At 41.2% G+C, this 17,689-nt stretch carries 16 protein-coding genes; 10 read left to right on the top strand and 6 right to left on the bottom strand.

Annotated elements, in window-relative coordinates:
• Positions 1 to 51 precede the first annotated feature (51 nt).
• The gene (locus tag H0185_RS02900; RefSeq protein ID WP_221871038.1) at positions 52 to 633 is read left to right on the top strand and encodes a chromate transporter; all 582 of its coding nucleotides are present in this window, start codon (positions 52 to 54) and stop codon (positions 631 to 633) included.
• Positions 630 to 1,160 carry a chromate transporter gene (locus H0185_RS02895; RefSeq protein WP_221871036.1) on the top strand — a complete coding sequence of 177 codons (531 nt, stop codon included), beginning with the start codon at positions 630 to 632 and terminating at the stop codon, positions 1,158 to 1,160. The genes H0185_RS02900 and H0185_RS02895 overlap by 4 nt, the downstream gene beginning before the upstream one ends.
• Positions 1,161 to 1,315: 155 nt before the next feature.
• Here the strand turns inward: H0185_RS02895 and H0185_RS02890 are convergent, their stop codons facing one another.
• The 6 genes from H0185_RS02890 to H0185_RS02865 all read right to left on the bottom strand — a co-directional run bounded on the left by H0185_RS02890 (position 1,316) and on the right by H0185_RS02865 (position 7,717).
• Positions 1,316 to 1,804 (bottom strand): pyridoxamine 5'-phosphate oxidase family protein, encoded by a 489-nt coding sequence (locus tag H0185_RS02890; protein WP_221871034.1) that lies wholly within the window; start codon positions 1,802 to 1,804, stop codon positions 1,316 to 1,318.
• Between the two features lie 330 nt (positions 1,805 to 2,134).
• Positions 2,135 to 2,494 carry a hydroxyisourate hydrolase gene (gene uraH, locus H0185_RS02885; RefSeq protein ID WP_221871032.1) on the bottom strand — a complete coding sequence of 120 codons (360 nt, stop codon included), beginning with the start codon at positions 2,492 to 2,494 and terminating at the stop codon, positions 2,135 to 2,137.
• A gap of 80 nt (positions 2,495 to 2,574) precedes the next feature.
• Complete coding sequence (locus H0185_RS02880) at positions 2,575 to 4,035, bottom strand: flavin-containing monooxygenase (RefSeq protein WP_221871031.1); 1,461 nt, start codon at positions 4,033 to 4,035, stop codon at positions 2,575 to 2,577.
• 23 nt (positions 4,036 to 4,058) lie between these two features.
• Positions 4,059 to 4,571: a 2-oxo-4-hydroxy-4-carboxy-5-ureidoimidazoline decarboxylase gene (gene uraD, locus H0185_RS02875; RefSeq protein ID WP_221871029.1), complete on the bottom strand. Its 513-nt coding sequence runs from the start codon at positions 4,569 to 4,571 to the stop codon at positions 4,059 to 4,061.
• A 15-nt stretch (positions 4,572 to 4,586) separates the two neighbouring features.
• On the bottom strand, positions 4,587 to 5,912 hold the full coding sequence (locus H0185_RS02870; RefSeq protein WP_221871027.1) for a nucleobase:cation symporter-2 family protein: 1,326 nt from the start codon (positions 5,910 to 5,912) through the stop codon (positions 4,587 to 4,589).
• Positions 5,913 to 6,082: 170 nt separating this feature from the next.
• A complete protein-coding gene (locus tag H0185_RS02865; RefSeq protein WP_221871026.1) occupies positions 6,083 to 7,717 on the bottom strand; it encodes a PucR family transcriptional regulator in 1,635 nt (544 codons plus the stop codon).
• Positions 7,718 to 7,903: 186 nt separating this feature from the next.
• Here H0185_RS02865 and allC point away from each other — a divergent pair, with 186 nt between their 5' ends.
• The 8 genes from allC (at position 7,904) to H0185_RS02825 (ending at position 17,623) form a co-directional block, all read left to right on the top strand.
• Positions 7,904 to 9,151 (top strand): allantoate deiminase, encoded by a 1,248-nt coding sequence (gene allC, locus H0185_RS02860; RefSeq protein WP_221871024.1) that lies wholly within the window; start codon positions 7,904 to 7,906, stop codon positions 9,149 to 9,151.
• Positions 9,152 to 9,165: 14 nt separating this feature from the next.
• Positions 9,166 to 10,416, top strand: coding sequence for a pyridoxal-phosphate-dependent aminotransferase family protein (locus H0185_RS02855; RefSeq protein WP_221871022.1), 1,251 nt, complete (start codon positions 9,166 to 9,168; stop codon positions 10,414 to 10,416).
• Positions 10,417 to 10,432: 16 nt separating this feature from the next.
• On the top strand, positions 10,433 to 11,812 hold the full coding sequence (locus H0185_RS02850) for an allantoinase (protein WP_221871020.1): 1,380 nt from the start codon (positions 10,433 to 10,435) through the stop codon (positions 11,810 to 11,812).
• A gap of 554 nt (positions 11,813 to 12,366) precedes the next feature.
• Positions 12,367 to 13,392, top strand: a complete 1,026-nt coding sequence (locus H0185_RS02845; RefSeq protein ID WP_221871018.1) for an XdhC family protein — start codon at positions 12,367 to 12,369, stop codon at positions 13,390 to 13,392.
• Entirely contained in the window at positions 13,389 to 14,030 is a 642-nt protein-coding gene (locus H0185_RS02840) for a nucleotidyltransferase family protein (protein ID WP_221871016.1), read from the top strand. The genes H0185_RS02845 and H0185_RS02840 overlap by 4 nt, the downstream gene beginning before the upstream one ends.
• Complete coding sequence (locus tag H0185_RS02835) at positions 14,030 to 14,887, top strand: FAD binding domain-containing protein (protein WP_221871014.1); 858 nt, start codon at positions 14,030 to 14,032, stop codon at positions 14,885 to 14,887. The genes H0185_RS02840 and H0185_RS02835 overlap by 1 nt, the downstream gene beginning before the upstream one ends.
• A complete protein-coding gene (pucD, locus tag H0185_RS02830) occupies positions 14,880 to 17,126 on the top strand; it encodes a xanthine dehydrogenase subunit D (protein WP_221871012.1) in 2,247 nt (748 codons plus the stop codon). The genes H0185_RS02835 and pucD overlap by 8 nt, the downstream gene beginning before the upstream one ends.
• Entirely contained in the window at positions 17,126 to 17,623 is a 498-nt protein-coding gene (locus H0185_RS02825) for a (2Fe-2S)-binding protein (RefSeq protein ID WP_246628974.1), read from the top strand. The genes pucD and H0185_RS02825 overlap by 1 nt, the downstream gene beginning before the upstream one ends.
• Positions 17,624 to 17,689 lie beyond the last annotated feature (66 nt).

Here is a 17,689-nt window from a genome sequence, read left to right as displayed (position 1 = left end):
TCAGACTCTATCGATGTACTTATGTGATTTTTTAAAAGGTGGTTTATAATCATGAAACTTTATATCAATATATTCATCGCCTTCTTCCGTTCAGGGATGTTAGGGTTCGGGGGAGGCCCATCCACGATCCCACTTGTTCATAAGGAAGTGGTTGGGACTTTCAAATGGATGAATGATGAGGAGTTTAGCGATGTATTGGCACTCGGAAATACGTTGCCAGGGCCAATTGCAACTAAGATGGCAGGGTATATAGGCTATCGAATCGCAGGAATCTTAGGCTTACTCGTTGCCATGTTCGCAACGGTTTTACCTACGGTTCTGCTAATGCTTGCGCTACTAACCTCCTTCAATCAATTTAAAGACAATCCAAATGTACAAGGGATGACCCATGCTGTTGTACCCATTGTGGGTGTGATGATGGGGGTTCTCACCTGGAGTTTCTTGAAAAAGGCGAAGGAAGGGTTAGGGTGGATAAATGGCGGGATCTTGTTAATTGTCAGTTTCCTCTCGATTATTGTGCTTCAACTACATCCTGGAATTGTCATTGGTGTGTTGTTGGTAGGTGCTTTAGTTTTACCTGATAAAAAGAAGAAAATCGAAGTTCATGTCGAAGGAAAAAGTGAGGGACTATGATTTATTTACACATCTTTTTAGCGTTTTTAATCCCTGGCATTGTTGGCTATGGAGGGGGACCTGCTACAATTCCCTTAATTGAACATGAAGTGGTCACCCATTATGGGTGGATGACGACGAGTCAATTTAGTGAAGTGTTAGCATTAGGAAATTCTCTTCCAGGTCCTATTGCAACGAAAATGGCTGGCTATATTGGTTTTGAAGTCGGAGGAGTTTTCGGTGCGATTGTTGCCTTATTTGCGACGGTGGCCCCATCTTTATTGTTAATGGTCTTATTATTAAGTCTAATTTATCGCTATAAAGATTCCCCAAGAGTCAAAAGATTATCCAAAGTGGTTTTACCTGCTGTTGCCATCTTAATGGGCACGCTCACTTTTGACTTTTTCTATGAGTCTTATTCTTCAATTGGTCTATGGGAAACCTTTTTTATCGCTATTTTAACTTTATTTATTTTAGAAAAGTGGAAAGTGCATCCGGCCTTTGTAATAGTTGGAGGATTGGTGTTTGGAGCGATTTTTTTAGCGTGACAGCTCAGAACAGCAATAGAAGTTGAACATTGAATAGTAGTCCAATTCGCATTAGAATTGGGCTACTATTTGTAGGGATATAAAGTCCTTAAAGGCATGAAGGGCTTTTCAAAGCAAAACGGATTGTCCTATACCAGACAACCCATACTTGAAAGTTAATGATTCAATTCAATTGTTTCATTTATATCTGTTGACTTAGAACTTTGCCCAGTCATGCGTTTATAGTAAAAGCCAATCTTTTTAATAAGATTTCCTGAGTCCCAATATTCAGCTGCTTCAACGTTTATCTTTAACAAGATAAGGTTAGGATCCTCATAAGAAGTTTCCATCATTTTCTCATATACTTTGCTCCACAATTCCTTTTTCTTGTTTATATCTTCAACGATTTCCGCTTTTCCACGGATGGAGACATATGATTTACCTACATATGCTACATTAACATCTTGATTATGTAATATTTCTTCATATTTATTTGTCTCTTTTTTAGTGAAAAACCACAAGTCCCCATCAAACTCTACTTCCTGCGTTTTCATGGGACGAGAAACAAGTCCTTCTTCAGTAGCTGTAGTCAACATTGCCGTGTCTACATCTTTAATTAACTCTCTTAAAGTTTCAATTTCATTTTGGTTCATCATGTTATCCATGTTTATCACCTCTTTTATTTTTATAACCTACCCTCTATTGTTTCTTTTATTCAGGGATAGCTGTCTATTAAATCGAACAATAGTTATAACAATCATTATGAACGAATTGAAGAGGTGAACATAGTAAAAAAAGAAGTGCACTCAATACATAAAAGTATCACTTTTTTGAGGAAAACTTCTTAAAAATCAAATGTATGAGTTTTAGGTTTTGTGAAAGGGAAACTTTTAAAAAACGTGCTATTGGAAGAATTAATTCACGAATGAGAAATGGGGAGTCAAAAACCTCCCTAATCCTCCCTCCGCACTGGATACAATGAAACGCAATCTGCCTCAGCTCCCGCGATACACCTGATAGCCCCAAGGTGATACTAGCAAGGGGACATGGTAGTGTCTATTTGTATCTGAAATTCCAAAACGGATAGGGACGAGTTCTAAAAAAGGAGGATCTGGAAGTTTGACTTCTTTTTTTCGAAAATAGGCTCCTATATGGAAAATCATTTCATAATTTCCGATGCTTATTTCTTCACCAGTGAGAAAGGGTTCATCAAGGCGTCCATCTGAATTACTTACAGCAGTTTTAACTAGTTTCCACTCGGAGCTCGGGTCTGCTTGATAGAATAGTTCAATGGTGACATCGTTTGCTGGTGTGCCATGTGTTAAATCTAATAAATGTGTGGTTAATCCAGTCATCTTTTTTCTCCTCTCATAATAAAGTGACTCAGAGCAAATCTACCTTGCTTCGAACACAAGGTAGATTTGCTTTCCTTCCTTCATTCTTTTGCAACAGAAACAGCGCTGTCCTGTTTGGTGTGTTGTGTTGTTGCCCAGTCCCCTATAAATTCCTTTTCTTGATATTTAAAATAGTTTTTTAGAATATGTTCGCGATTATCTTGAAAAAGTTCATCCGCAATAGCACTTACCATTCGAGGGATTCCGAATCTCATTCCTGATAGAGCAGAAGCAGTGATTCCATTGCTAATTAAGGCGGAATAGTTATAAGCGTATATTCCATGTACATGTTTTTTGCCTGCTTCTTCTCGACTCATGAACGAATAACCTGGGCTTAGGTAGGGATGAGCATCAAGTACAGGGTTGACAAGTTCATCTGGAGCTAGATATACATCTCGCCAACGTAATATATGTGGTTCAATCAATTTTAACTCTGGGCGTAAAGCGGGATCTGTCAGCAAACCGGTACTAATGAGTAGAAAGTCAAACGTAAAGGTCCCGTGCGGAGTTTTTACTTTCGCGCCTTCTGCGGTCTCTTTGACATCAAGCCATGGTGCACCTAAATGGAGTTTAAACCCCGGCCAAGAAGCAGCACGATTAAATGTGTCATTGGTTGGTGGTTGATTGTTTTTAAAGAAATGAGCCATAACGGCGTACTTTTCGGCGTCATTTAAAGAATGGTACCGCTCAATCATCCCTGACATTTCCATTTGACGAATAGGATTGATCCGCGGTATTTCTTTTCGGCGAATAAACACATGGGCCTCTGAAACACCTATTGATAGCGCGAAATTTGCATTATCAAAAGCAGATGCGCCGCCACCTAAAATCGCAATCTTCGTTCCTATTAATCTGTTAAAATCAATGGTTTCGGAAGGATGTGCGTAAAGGTTCTTTGGCAAATTTTCAGAAATCATCAGTGGAACATGCCATTCGCCACCACCTTGAATCCCAGTAGCTAAAATCACCTTGCGAGCTAATATTTGATCAGCAGGGGCTCCTGGACCATCAATGTGTAAGCGATGAATATTATCTTCTAGGGGGCGAATTAATGTTAATTTTACTTCATTGATGACAGGTAATTGAAGGATTTGACGGTACCAGCGAAGATACGCCATCCAATCGCTGCGGGGAATTTTATCGACTTTCTCCCATCCTTCTGGGCCAACTTGTGCTTCCCACCAAGATCGGAAGGTTAGGGAGGGGACTCCAAGGTCAATGGATGTGAGATGTTTGGGTGTTCGTAAGGTAACCATTCTGGCGTACGTTTCCCATGGCCCTTCATACCCTTCAGGATTTTCATCAAGAATTAGGATATTCGAAATTCTTTCCCGTAAAAGCGCGAAAGCAGCAGCTAAGCCGCTTTGTCCGCCACCAACAATTACGACATCATACACATGTCCTTCTGAATGTTTTAATGGTTGAAGCCAATCTTCGGCGGTTCTAAAATTTAAATAAGAAAGATCATTTTTCACGCGTTCCTTTAACTCTTCTAAACTCATAGCTACCATTCCTTTCACATTCATCAGGTTTTTTGAACATTGGTCATGAATTTTTCTTCTAATCGAAGCAAGGCAATTTTATAGATTTCATGTAGAGCCGTCTCAAATTCACTTTCTTTATCGATATGAACTCTTTCTTCCATAGCTTTGTAAATATCGTGTTTGTTTTTCCCGCGGACAGCTAAGATAAACGGGAAGCCGAAGGTATCCAAGTACTGTTGATTCATATTAATAAATTTTGCATATTCTTCAGGAGTAAGGTCTGTTAACCCAGCACCTTTTTGTTCGTTCACTGAATCCTCACTCATTTGAACAGTATCCCCCAAATTTGGATGACTTTGAATCAATGCTAGTTTTTGTGTTGTTGAGGAAGTTTCAACAACCTGAACCATTTCCTTATGGAGATGCATGACGGATGTAAAGGGTTTTGAATCCCAAGCTTTTTCAGCTACCCAGGGTGAATGTTCAAAAATACCTCCTAACCTTTCAATAAATGATACTCTGTCTAATGCATTTAGTTCATCAATCGTTCGCAACTTCAACACTCCTTTTTATGAGCTTTTTAAGTTTGGTTTTAAACTTGAGTCTTGGATAACTTTGACTTGTTTTGCTTTTCTTTTTGTTAAGAACAGATTGAGAAGGATGGCGGCAAGGCTTCCAGTGATAATCCCGTCGCCGACAACAATTCGAAGGGTTTCTGGTAGAACAGCGAATAATTCAGGTACAACAGTCGCTCCTAAGCCTAATGATATTGAGCAGGCAATAATGAGTTGGTTGCTATTATTGGTAAAATCAACACCATTGAGCATACGAATACCGGAGGAGACGACCATTCCAAACATGACAACCGTAGCTCCACCAAAAACGGCTGTAGGGATTAAGGTTGCAAGCGCGGCAATTTTTGGAACCAACCCGAGTGCGATTAATATGAAGCCTGCTGCAATCGTGACTTTACTTGTTTTTACTTTTGACAATTGAACAAGCCCAACGTTCTGGGCAAAAGTGCTATAAGGAAAAGCATTAAAAATACCTCCAAGCATAAAAGCCATTCCTTCCGCTCGATACCCTCTTGTGATGTCTTCTTCACCTAATTCTTGCTGTTTCATTTTCCCTAAAGCAAGAAACGCACCAGTTGATTCAACAAGGATAACCGTACCCACTAATATCATGGTTAAAATTGGAACGATTTCAAAAGTTGGAACACCAAAATGGAAGGGGGCAGGAAGATGGAACCAAGCAGCATCCATAACAGGTTGCAGCTGGACTTTTCCCATAAAAGTAGCCATTATGGTTCCAAGAATGATCCCCAATAAGACAGAAATGGAACGAAGAAAACCTTTAAAGAAGCGATTCATCAATAAAATGAATGCTAGAACTCCAAAAGAGAGTAATAAGTTTTCGGCAGAGCCAAAGTCAGCACTGTTTGCGCCTCCACCCATATTTTTGATGCCGGTAGGAATCAGTGACAATCCAATGATGATGACAACCGTACCGGTCACAATCGGCGGGAAAAGTTTCACTAATTTTCCGTACACGTTTGAGAAAAGGAGAATGAATAAGCCTGTCGCAATAATCGCCCCGTAGATTGCAGTGATCCCGTAATTGCTTCCAATGGTTATCATCGGAGATACGGCCACAAAAGAAGTTCCCATGATAATAGGAAGACCAGTTCCGAAATACTTATGTTTCACAGATTGCAATAAGGTAGCGATACCGCAGGTTAATAAGTCAATCGAAATAAGGAATGCTTGCTGTTCAGGAGAAAAACCTAATGCACCTCCTACAATAATAGGGACTAAGATAGCGCCGGCATACATTGCAAGGACATGTTGTAAACCTAATGAGAAAATTTTAGATGGCTTGTTTTTTTTGCCCATGTTAACTCCTCCTTTTAACTCATGTTAGGAAACATAACATATAGTGTTAATATAAATTACATGTTAAAGAATTTTCTGGATATTGTCATGGTTTATTTTGCTGAAATTCAGTTCTGTTAATGTGCAAAGTGCACAAGAGGGGTTGAAAATAACAAAACCTAAGGATACCCTTAGGTTTTTGGTTCATGATTATGAATGTGTAAACGAGGGGCTAGAAGTTTCTGTATCTGGAAGGCGACTCGTAATTGTAAAGTGGCCTCTGGGTCTTTTAAACTTCTCCCGAGGAGTTCTTCGCATTTATCTATTCGATAGACGACGGTGTTTCGGTGGATGAACAATCTTTTTGCGGTTTCTGAGATCTGGCAATGGGTTTCTAGGTAAACAAAAAGGGTTTGAAGTAACGATTCTTTTTCCTCTGGTTTGCAGGTCGAGAAGTCTTTGAACGTATAGTTGTAAAAATGGCTCATTTCCTTCTCGGGAATTAGTCGCAACAATTCTGTGAGGTCTTTTGTTTGAAAGTGCTGGATGAAACTTATTTTCTTCGATCGTTCCCCTTGTGAAAGAGCCTCGACTGCCTCTTGGTATGCTGTTTGAACTTTAATAAATGAGTAGCAAAGATTGCTTACCCCAAAAGAAATGGTTTGTTCAAATGTCTTCGCGACTTTTTCTTGGATAGTCTGCAAGACGAGTTCGTGCTGTTGGGTGGGCATTTCAAATAATAAAATGCAGGTGTTGTTCTTTGTGAAAAAATGGACGTTTGTGATGTTCCGATGTATCATGTCCTCGATAAATTCGAATGGTGTTTCTGATGTTTGTTTTCGTTGTGTATACATATGATCGTTATTTTCGTTGTCTAATTTTCCTGCGACGCAAAGGTAATCAGTATCGTTTGGGAGGGAATATTCTTTTGCTCGATTAATGATTTCGTTGTTGCTGGTAAAGGCGCCGTCCAAATATTGAAGGAAAAAATCGTTGCGAATTCTTCTTTCGTGTTGCCTCAAGGCATGTTCTTTCATTAGAGCGAAAGAGAGGACGTTAATGGCCTGTTCAATTGTTAAAACGGCTAGGTGATTTTCTTGTGATACAGATCCTGTGAGAATCAGGAAGGCGGATTTTTTCTCGCTCATATTGACTGGGAATAGGGTGTGCGTTTCTTTTGTGCTAATAACCGAGAATGATAGGTTTCTATTGGTTGCTAACGCTAAATGTCTTATGTCTTGATCGAGGTCGCTTTTTAGACTAGAGAAGATTTCTAGTTGGGTGCAGGGTTCAGCAATCGGCATCAAATGATGGTCTACTAAGTGAACGGAGCGCTGGGTCAACTGTGACAATTTTTCTAGTAAAGAATGAATTCCTTTCCCTTGCATGATGATGCTCGTGAAATGTTTATGGATTTCGAGGGCGGATGCTAATTCACCAGCGCGGTGATCTAGGATGGCTCGTAATGTCTGATTGACAATTTCGCCAAGTGATAGCTCATAAGGTAATTCAATAATTGGTAAAGCTAATTTGTTGGCGAGGGTTAATGCTTCTTTGGGAACTTCGTGTAAAAATCGTTTGGTTTTGATTCCTAGTGCTGCGCAGCCTCGGTTCGCCATCGCTTGAATTAAATCTAGTAGTCTATCTGGTTGGTCTTTTATATGGTAGGCGGTTGTGACTAAAAATTCGTTCGGGTTTAAAAAAGGGATAATATCTGGTGCATCCATCATGTTAATGGTTGTTATTTCGCGTTCTTTTCCTGTTTCACCCGCAATTAACTTCATTTCTTTTAATGACTGTACAGAGAACAGTTCAGTAATCTTCAATCTAATAACCTTCTTTCCTTATAAGACTGAACTTCGATCATTTTTAACTAGAATAGCATAATTTAGTGAATGTGCACAAAAAAATATGAAAATTCATATAAATCTGCCAATGAAGTTTTAGTGAAAAGTGAGTAAAATGATATTACATTAATATGTTATAAAACATAACGTAAGAGGAAGGGGAGAATGACTATTCATCCAAATGAACTTCAATATGGAAATGACAATGTGCAGGATTTGATTGAGTGGCTTGCATCATTTGGGAAAACAAAAAATGAAGGCGTCACTCGATTGTTGTATTCAAAAGCCTGGGGTCATGCGCAGCAGGCCCTAAAAGAGAAAATGGAACAATTTGGACTAAACACTTATTTTGATTGTGTTGGGAACTTATATGGAAAATTGCAAGGCACTGACACTGAAAGCCCCGTGATTTTAACGGGTTCCCACGTGGATTCCGTTGTGGAAGGTGGAAAATATGACGGAGCTTATGGAATCATTGCCAGTATGATTGCGGTATCAAGATTAGCCGAAACTTATGGATCTCCTAAGAAGTCGATTGAAGTAGTTTCTTTTTGTGAAGAAGAAGGGAGTCGATTTCCGCTTGCTTTCTGGGGTTCGAGAAATACTATTGGTGCTTACAGTCTTGATGATGTGAAAGAGTTAAAGGATGCAGATGGAATTTCTTTTTTTCAGGCTATGAAGCAAAATGGGTTTGACCCTGCCAACTATCAATCACCCTGCCGAAACGATATTGAACGGTTTTTAGAGATTCATATTGAACAGGGGATGGTATTGGAAAAAAATAAAAAAAGCATTGGGGTTGTGACCGATATTGTTGGGCAGCGGCGATATCAAGTTGAAATCAAAGGAGAAAGCAATCATGCCGGGACCACCCCAATGTTATATCGAAAAGATGCTATGGTGACCGCTTCACAGCTGATTGCCTTGTTAACGGTGAAAGCGAAGGAAATGGATCCGGATTTAGTCGCTACTGTCGGTCGCGTTGATGTAGCGCCGAATGTTCCGAATGTAGTAGCAGGTGATGTCGAATTTAGCCTTGATATCCGTCATCACAAAGAAGAAGTGTTAAATCAATTTACGGAAACCTTATTTAAGGAGTTTAAAAATAAAGCTGAGGAACTAGAGACAACAATCGAAGTTTCGCAGTGGATGGACGTTAAGCCTGTGTCGATGGACAGAGAATTAGTAAAAGACATAAGTATGGTTGCCGAAAAAAACAATCTCCCTTTTCAAGAAATCATCAGTGGTGCTGGGCATGACGCCCAAATTTTTGCTAGTAAAATCCCAACCAATTTAATCTTCGTTCCAAGTCAGGGTGGCATCAGTCATAATCCAAAAGAGTTTACGAGTGTCAAAGAGTTAGAGATGGGAATCGATCTTTTAACACAAGTTTTATATAAATTAGCTTACTAAAGGAGTGATAAGAAATGGGCTATGAGCCATTAAATACACCACATCGAACGATCATGACACCAGGTCCGGTTGAGGTGGATCCCCGGGTATTACGAGCGATGAGCACCCCGATTTTAGGTCAGTTCGATCCAGCTTTTACAAAATTGATGAATGAAGTGATGGCTATGCAACGTGCGGTGTTTCAAACAAACAACCATTGGGCTTTTCCGATTGATGGTACTTCGCGTGCTGGGAATGAAGCGCTGTTAGCGAGCATTATTGAACCAGGTGATAAAGTTTTTGTTCCGATTTATGGCCGATTTGGGCATCTGCTAGTTGAAATCTGTGAGCGATATGGAGCTGAAGTTCATACAATTCAATGTCCATGGGGTGAGGTTTTTGATCCTCAAGTCCTGATTGAAGAACTTACAAAGGTTTCACCTAAAATTGTGGCTATCGTACATGGAGAAACTTCGACCGGAAGGATGCAGCCTTTAGCAGAAATTGGGAAAGCCTGCAGGGAACAGGATGTACTGTTAGTCGTCGATGCTGTGGCTTCAATCGGCGGGGTAGAGGTGAAAACCGATGAGTGGCAGATTGATGGAATCATTGGTGGGACACAAAAATGTTTGTCAGTTCCTTCTGGGATGGCGCCGATTACCTTCAATGAGCGAATTGAGAAATTGATTTTAGAGCGGAAAAAGGTGGAAGCGGGTATCGCGACCGAAGCAGACCAGCGGTACAAACGTAGTCGCTTAGCGATTGCCAGCAATTATTTTGATCTAAGCATGTTAATGGACTACTGGAGTCCACGCCGTTTGAATCACCATACGGAAGCGACTTCGATGATTTACGCCTTGCATGAAGGATTGCGTCTTGTTTTGGGAGAAGGCTTAGACAATCGGTTTGCTCGGCATAAACTTCATGAAAAAGCCTTGGTTGCCGGTATTGAGGCAATGGGATTGAGTTTGTTTGGAGATGCTCGTCATAAGCTTCCTTGTGTGACTTGTATTGAAATTCCCGGTGGAGTAGATGGGGAAAGTGTTCGGAATATGCTGCTTGAGGACTTTAGTATTGAGATTGCTCCATCGTTTGGTCCATTGCACGGGAAGATATGGAGAATTGGGACGATGGGGTATAGCTGTCGGAAAGAAAATGTTCTTGCGGTTCTCGGAGCATTAGAAGCTGTCCTTATCCGTCATACCGTTGCCGTGAATCGTGGGGAAGCTTTACAGGCAGCACTTGATGTGTATGCAACAGAAGGGAAAAAGACTGGAATACTTTAAAGAGAGGGTGAACAGTTTGATGCAATATGATCTCATCATTCGAAATGGGCGGGTTGTTTTACCGAATGAAGTAAAGAAATTGGATATAGGCATTAAAGACGGGGTTATTGCAGAAATCAGACCTCAGCTCTCAGGGACAGGAAAAGAAGAACGAGATGCAGAAGGAATGTATATTTTTCCAGGGATGATTGATGTTCATGTTCATTTTAATGATCCTGGTCGCGATGATTGGGAAGGCTTCGATACAGGTTCAAAGATGTTGGCAGCAGGTGGTGGTACAACTTTCTTTGATATGCCCTTGAATGGGATACCTTCAACCGTTAATCAGCCAGCTTTGTTTGAAAAAGCGAAGCAAGGAAAAGTAAAATCCGTCGTTGATTTTGGGTTATGGGGTGGGCTTGTTCCTGGGAATCTGGCTGAACTAAAAGGACTTGCTGAGGAGGGGGTCATAGGGTTTAAAGCTTTTTTATCGCATAGTGGGAATGATGAGTTTCAGCGAGTGGATGATCATAGTTTGATAGAGGGCATGAAAGAGATCGCTTCATTAGAGAAAACCCTTGCTTTGCATGCCGAGAGTGCAGCTATCACCGAGATGTTAACGAAAGAAAAGCAGGAGCAAGGCAGGATTACAGCAGATGATTATTTAGCTTCTCGCCCGATTGTAGCGGAAGTAGTCGCAGTGGAACGTGCAATCTCCTATGCGATGGTAACAGACTGTTCGTTGCATTTTGTTCATATTAGCTCGGCGGCAGCTGTTGAAAAAATTAACGAGGCAAAAGCTGAGGGACTCGATGTTACGGTCGAAACTTGTCCGCACTATTTGTTATTCAATCATACTGATCTAGTTGAAAAAGGTGCTGTTGCGAAATGTGCTCCGCCCTTACGAGAGAAAAGGGAACAAGAAAAATTGATTCAATGCTTGATCAATGGAGATTTCGATATGATTGCATCGGATCACTCCCCGTCCCCTTATAGGTTGAAGGATCCTACCCTCCATAACCTATTTGAAGCTTGGGGGGGCATCAGTGGAGGTCAATTTACTTTATTAGCTTTAATAGAATTAGCTCTAGAACATCAGATTCCCTTTACGAAAGTGGCTAGTTTAGTAGCAGAAGCTCCTGCGAAGAGATTTAATCTTAGTTCAAAAGGAAGAAGTGAAGTAGGGATGGATGCTGATTTTGCGGTGGTATCATTGGCAGAGTCTTTTACCGTTTCAGAAGAAAATTTTCTTGCTAGGCATAAACAAAGCCTTTATATGGGGCACACCTTTCCGTGCAGTGTACAGTTGACAATCAACAGAGGGGAAATTGTCTATGAAAATGGCAAAGTGATCGAACAGTATAGAACTGGGGATTGGTTGAAGCCGGGAAAGAAACAAATGAAAACGGCACATTGATTAGTAAAAAAGCTGAATGAATCGGCGGTCGAGGTATTTGATGGGTACACCTAGTGTGGCACTTATCGTTAAAGACAAAACCCTATTTGAGGATGCACCGAATGTTCATGAGAGAGCATATCAAGGACAAAATCATATTTGAGGAAGTGCCAAGTGTTCATGAGAGAGCATATCAAGGACAAAACTCTTCGTCAGGATGCACCAAATGTCTATGAGATCGTTTGATGATGGATAAAACGCTCCATATCAGAAAAAAATCCTCTTCATGGTGCATTAAATCAATGATTATTATAAAAAACAACTCTAATTCACATAAAAAAGCATGGTGATAGCTACTGATAATCGCCTTGCTTTTTTTATTGTAAAGGAAGATAGGATGGCCTTTCTTTTAAAATCTAGGTGACTTGACATTTAAAAAGAATGATTATGTTAGAAAATATAACACGAATGTAGAAGGAAATAGGGAAATTAGAGATAATATGGGATATAAAACTTAACCATTACGGACTTGTGTTGGAAGAAACAATCCCGAAACGAAGGGGTGTAGTGCTGATATGGATAATATTCACCAGATTTTAAATGCGGCACCATCTGAAGGCGATGTGTTGGCGACGATCATCGATGTGGATGGCTCTGCTTATCGAAAAGAAGGCACAACAATGTTAATCAAACATGACACTACGGTGGGAATTTTAAGTGGTGGGTGTTTAGAAGAAGATGTTCGGTTGCGTGCCGAAGAATTAAAACCAGGAGAATCAGTCTCTATTACCTATAACTTAAAAAGTGAAGACGACCTTGATTGGGGGCAGGGAGCGGGGTGCAACGGATCCATCACAGTGTTGTTGGAAAAAATTGATTTCACTTATTACCTGAACCTTAAAAAATTGCAAAAACAGCTTATACAAGGTCAATCTATTAGGTTAATAAAAAAGCTTACCTCTGTTTATCAGGTAACTGACTATGCATTTATCGGCGATAAACACATGTTCTGGGGAAAAGGGGAAAAAGATTTTTTCAATAGCTTGATAGGGATGGATACCCATCACCCTTACAATGGGCTTCGCTATATAGAAGAACTATCTACCCACTACTATTTCCAATGGTTTCATCCGAAACCGCGTCTAATAATTGTAGGGGCAGGTCCAGACGCGATTCCGCTTAGCCAGTTTGCGAGCAGAACGGGATTTGGTGTGACAGTGATAGATTGGCGTCCGGCCCTGTGCAACAAAGAAAAATTTCCGGATGCAGATGAGGTAGTAACAGGGTTTCCAAGTGAAATATTCCTAGATTATCAGTTTCAAGCTCATGATTTTGCTGTTTTAATGACCCATCATTTTGAACGTGATCGAGAATTTCTTCACTATTTGCTGGAAAAGAATCTACGATACATTGGCATGGTCGGAACGAAGGAAAGAGCACGGAGATTATTGGGAACAAATCAGCTGCCGCCGAACCTCTATACACCGGTTGGGTTGAAAATTGGGGCAGAAGGTCCTGAGGAAATCGCGATAAGCATTTTGGCTGAACTGATTCAGTTAAATCGCATTTCCGTTAAAACGAAAGTAGAGGCTGTGATATGAGCCTTAAAATAGTAGGCATCTTGCTTGCTGCCGGAAATAGTAGTCGTATGGGCGATCATAAACTTGCTCTCCCTCTTGGGTCCTCAAACATTGGCAGTCTATGTTTAACTTCAGCCGTTCAATCCATGCTCGATTATGTACTTGTTGTGAAAAAACCGGAAGATTCGTTAACCTGGATTGATCCTATTTTAAAGAAAGGTGATTGGAAAAGACGTTGGACAGTATGTACTAGTGAAAATGCTCAACTCGGGCAGGCTTATTCATTAAAAGCGGGGGTATTAGAAGCGATAGAACAAGAAGCAGATGCTCTGGTCCTGTTATTGGGTGATCAACCTTTTATGTCAACCGATGTAGTGAATGAGTTGATTTATACGTATAGGAGGGCAATAGGACTTGAAGAGTGTCCGGGGTTTATTGCATTCGAAAATGGTGGATTGAGACAACCGCCTGTTTTATTTGCAAACTTTGTTTTTACGGAACTAGTAAAATTAACCGGCGATGAAGGTGCTCGTCAGTTAATACGAAATCACCAAAATACTGGTATTACGATTCCAAGTACGAATCAGCTTGCATTTTTTGATATCGATACACAAGAAGATTATCAAAAAGCGCTGATAGAGGGGAGGAAGATCCTTTAATGAGAACGCTCGAAACAAAAGTATGGTCAGCTAAAGATATTTATGAAGCTTGGGAAATTAAGGCTTCGGTAAAGGATTCTTCTGTTTTTATAATGGGAGGAACATTTCTACAGACAAAATGGGAAAATGGAGTCCAGTATCCAGATCACTTAATCCATCTTGGAGAAATAAAAGAATATAAGCAAATTTATTCTCTACAGGAGCATCAGGTGAAGACCATCCATATCGGTGCGTTTGTTTCTTTGGCAGAATGCCATAAACATCCGTTGATCCAAAATGATTGTTCGTTATTAGCGGATAGCATTGGGACGATCGCTGCACCAGCTGTACGGAATCTTGGAACAATTGGCGGAAACATCGCGAATAGGATAGGAGATAGTATCCCAGCTTTATTGGTATTGGATGCGGAAGTCCTTTACTTTGATGGAAATGAAATCAAGAGAGATTCACTAGAAAATTGGTTGAAGCAGAAAGAGGATTCTCTTCTATTGGAAATCATCATCACGGAACAAAAAGCATCTGTTCAATCTCACCAGTTTGCCAATAAGGTCGGACGAAGAGAAGCATTTACGGCTTCTGTTGTGACGATCGCAGGCAGGTTTTCAATAGAAGAAAATGGAGTGTCGTTGATACTTGCAGCTGGCGGCGGGGAGACAATCCCTAGAAGGTTAAGAAGAACGGAGAACCTAGTAAACCATCAAGATATCGAAACCATCCCACTTCAACAAATCACTGGAGAACTAATAAAAGAGTACAACCCGATTGCAGATGCGTTTTTTGCAGAAGACTATCGCCGAAAAGTTGCGGCCAACCTGTTTATGGTTGAATGGGAAAAATGGAGGGAAAAGCATGGGTAATTATACGTCAAGTATTCTAAAAACATCTCGTATCCGTCCAGATGGCATCGAAAAAGTGACAGGAAAACTATCCTATTTAACAGATTTACAGATTCAGGGAATGCTATACGGCAAGGTATTGCGTAGTCAGTATCCTCACGCGAAAATCTTGAATATTTCTGTTGAAAAAGCAGAACAACTTCCAGGTGTAAAAGCCGTAATCACAAGCAAGGATGTTCCTGGTCTTAATGGATTTGGCTTGATTTTTCCAGATCAGCCTGTTTTCTGCGATTCTGTTGTGCGATATGTAGGCGATGCGATTGCGGCGGTTGCGGCGATAACGCCGGAAATCGCAGAGAAAGCTCTACACTTGATTGAAGTAGACTATGAGCCACTTCCGGTGATTGACGATCCTGAAAAAGCACTAGACCCCTCTAGCATCCCCCTTCATCCAAACGGAAATCTCCTTCACCAAGCCTCATATGTGAATGGAAATGTCCATGAATCGTTCCCCCATTGTGACGTGGTTGTGGAAGAAACCTATCAGCTTCCACGACAAATGCATGCTTATATGGAAACAGAAGGCGGTTTGTTTATTCCTGAGGAAGATGGCCTAAGCGTTTATGCGGGAACGCAACATGGATACAAAGATCGCTTTCAACTTTCGCGAATTTTGGATCTTCCGGAAACAGAGATTCGCGTTGTTTCTAGTCCAATGGGTGGGTCGTTTGGCGGAAAAGATGAGTTGAATATCCAGCCATACGGAGCTTTATTAGCGTTAAAAACGGGCTGTCCGGTTAAAATTCACCAATCGAGAAGAGAGTCGGTGTGTGCTGGGATAAAAAAACACCCGATGAAGATAACCGTAAAAACAGGGGCGACGAAAGAAGGAAAACTGCTTGCACACCAGGTACGAATCCTTGCCGATACTGGAGCGTATGCGACCCTTGGACCGGCAGTACTTGATTTTGCTGTCGAACATGCCGTTGGGCCTTATGTGATTCCAAATGTAGAAACGCATGGGTTTTGTCTTTTTACCAATAATGGGGTAGCTGGGGAGTTCCGGGGGTTTGGTGGCAATCAGATTACCTTTGCCTTAGAAGGACAAATCGACCGCCTTGCGGATCAGCTTGGGATTTGTCCGCTCGAGATGAGAAAACGCAATCTCCGGAAACCAACGGATTGTGGTCCGGTTGGTCAGGAGATTGCGCCAACAAATGGAGATGAACTCGTTTTAAAGGAAATTGCACATTCTCCTCTGCTGAAAACAGAAAAAGCACACAAACAAGACAGCTGGAAAAAAGTCGGGACTGGGGTTGCCTTGACCATGCATGGCGGGGGACTCGGGTTCGGAAGGCTAGATCCAGCTGGAGGAAAAATCGCTTTAAATCAGGACGGAAAAATCCAAATCATGTTTGGCTTTGAGGAAGTGGGGCAAGGGTTGTTAGCAGTCATCGAGACATTGACGACGAAGGCAATTGGTTGTTCTACAGCGGACTTGGAAATTGTCATTGGCGATACAGATAAAGCCCCACATTCCGGTTCGTCAACCGCCTCTCGCGGGACGAGTATGGTGTGGCACAGCCTTGAGCGTTTGAAAGGCCCGTTTATCGAAAAACTGGTTACGCAAGCTTCGGCGATTTCAGATTATCCGAAAGAGCAGTTGGTTCTTGGTGAAAACGGCGTTTGGTTGTGTGAAAATAGCGAAGAAAAACTGGTGGTTACTTATAAACAGCTTGCTGAAGAAAAGACAGTGAGTGTTGAGACTCAATTTGATTTTCCGACTACACCAAATGCAATCCCAGGTGGACATTTTTTATATTCGTTTGCTGCGGTGGCGGTAAAGGTAGAAGTAAATCTTGTGACTGGTCATGTAAAGGTAATCGATATCGATCAAGCGGTAGCGGCTGGTCCGGTTGTGAATCCAATCGGTTATTTGGGGCAAATCGAAGGAGGAACCATCATGGCTTTGGGCTACACGTTATTAGAAGAAGCACAGATGGAAGAAGGCAGGTATGTAACGAACAATTTTGATAGTTATTTGATTCCTGGAATTCAAGACATCCCAGCAAGCATGCATGTAAGGGCGATTGAAGACTTATGGGAGGGAGATTCATACGGACCAAGAGGGGTTGGAGAAATTGGGACAATCGCACTGGCCCCTGCGATTGCAAGAGCTATCTATGAGGCAACCGGTCATTGGGTGACGAAACTGCCGGTTTCTCGTGATGAAATTCTACAATCAAGGGAGAGAATTTAATGATGAAAAAACAGACCATTCAGCAAGAACATGTTTTTGAACAGCAGCTCATTAACATTTCCCTTTGTGTAAATGGACAGGAACAAACGATAGAAGTAGAAGCTACCAAACGTCTTGTCGATATTTTACGAGAGGATCTTCAGCTAACAGGAACGAAAATTTCATGTGAAATCGGTCGTTGTGGTGCCTGCTCCGTGATGATGGATAAAAAACTAGTGAACGCCTGCCTAATCCGGGCCTATCAAGTAAATGGAAAGGAGATTATGACGATCGAAGCATTAAGTCAAAATGGGTTGCACCCGATTCAAAATGCTTTTCTTGAAGAAGGCGGATTCCAATGTGGGTATTGTACCCCAGGGATGGTTATGGCGGTAAAAGCATTGCTTGATGAACATCCAGCACCAGATGAAGAGCAAATTCTTCAAGCTTTATCCGGAAATCTGTGCCGATGCACAGGATATAGTGGAATTATCAGGAGTATTCTGAAGATGAAATGAAGCATGGGAGGAGGCACCCATGCTTTTCTTATGCTTCTAGGTAAGAAAGCCTTTTAATCTTGCATG

Origin of the sequence: Mesobacillus maritimus (assembly GCF_019749255.1) — a bacterium.
In the GTDB taxonomy this organism is placed as follows: domain Bacteria; phylum Bacillota; class Bacilli; order Bacillales; family Cytobacillaceae; genus Mesobacillus_B; species Mesobacillus_B maritimus_A.
Note: the sequence above shows the minus strand (reverse complement) of the source record. Positions and strands in the feature narration are given on the sequence as shown.

What these genes read in the sequence shown, in the direction of transcription:
- allC (WP_221871024.1), top strand. Translation starts at nt 7,904, where the DNA reads ATGACTATTCATCCAAATGAACTTCAATATGGAAATGACAATGTGCAG.
- H0185_RS02845 (WP_221871018.1), top strand. Translation starts at nt 12,367, where the DNA reads ATGGATAATATTCACCAGATTTTAAATGCGGCACCATCTGAAGGCGAT.
- H0185_RS02890 (WP_221871034.1), bottom strand. Translation starts at nt 1,804, where the DNA reads ATGGATAACATGATGAACCAAAATGAAATTGAAACTTTAAGAGAGTTA.
- H0185_RS02880 (WP_221871031.1), bottom strand. Translation starts at nt 4,035, where the DNA reads ATGAGTTTAGAAGAGTTAAAGGAACGCGTGAAAAATGATCTTTCTTAT.
- H0185_RS02825 (WP_246628974.1), top strand. Translation starts at nt 17,126, where the DNA reads ATGATGAAAAAACAGACCATTCAGCAAGAACATGTTTTTGAACAGCAG.
- H0185_RS02870 (WP_221871027.1), bottom strand. Translation starts at nt 5,912, where the DNA reads ATGGGCAAAAAAAACAAGCCATCTAAAATTTTCTCATTAGGTTTACAA.
- uraH (WP_221871032.1), bottom strand. Translation starts at nt 2,494, where the DNA reads ATGACTGGATTAACCACACATTTATTAGATTTAACACATGGCACACCA.
- pucD (WP_221871012.1), top strand. Translation starts at nt 14,880, where the DNA reads ATGGGTAATTATACGTCAAGTATTCTAAAAACATCTCGTATCCGTCCA.
- H0185_RS02900 (WP_221871038.1), top strand. Translation starts at nt 52, where the DNA reads ATGAAACTTTATATCAATATATTCATCGCCTTCTTCCGTTCAGGGATG.
- H0185_RS02855 (WP_221871022.1), top strand. Translation starts at nt 9,166, where the DNA reads ATGGGCTATGAGCCATTAAATACACCACATCGAACGATCATGACACCA.
- H0185_RS02840 (WP_221871016.1), top strand. Translation starts at nt 13,389, where the DNA reads ATGAGCCTTAAAATAGTAGGCATCTTGCTTGCTGCCGGAAATAGTAGT.
- H0185_RS02835 (WP_221871014.1), top strand. Translation starts at nt 14,030, where the DNA reads ATGAGAACGCTCGAAACAAAAGTATGGTCAGCTAAAGATATTTATGAA.
- H0185_RS02895 (WP_221871036.1), top strand. Translation starts at nt 630, where the DNA reads ATGATTTATTTACACATCTTTTTAGCGTTTTTAATCCCTGGCATTGTT.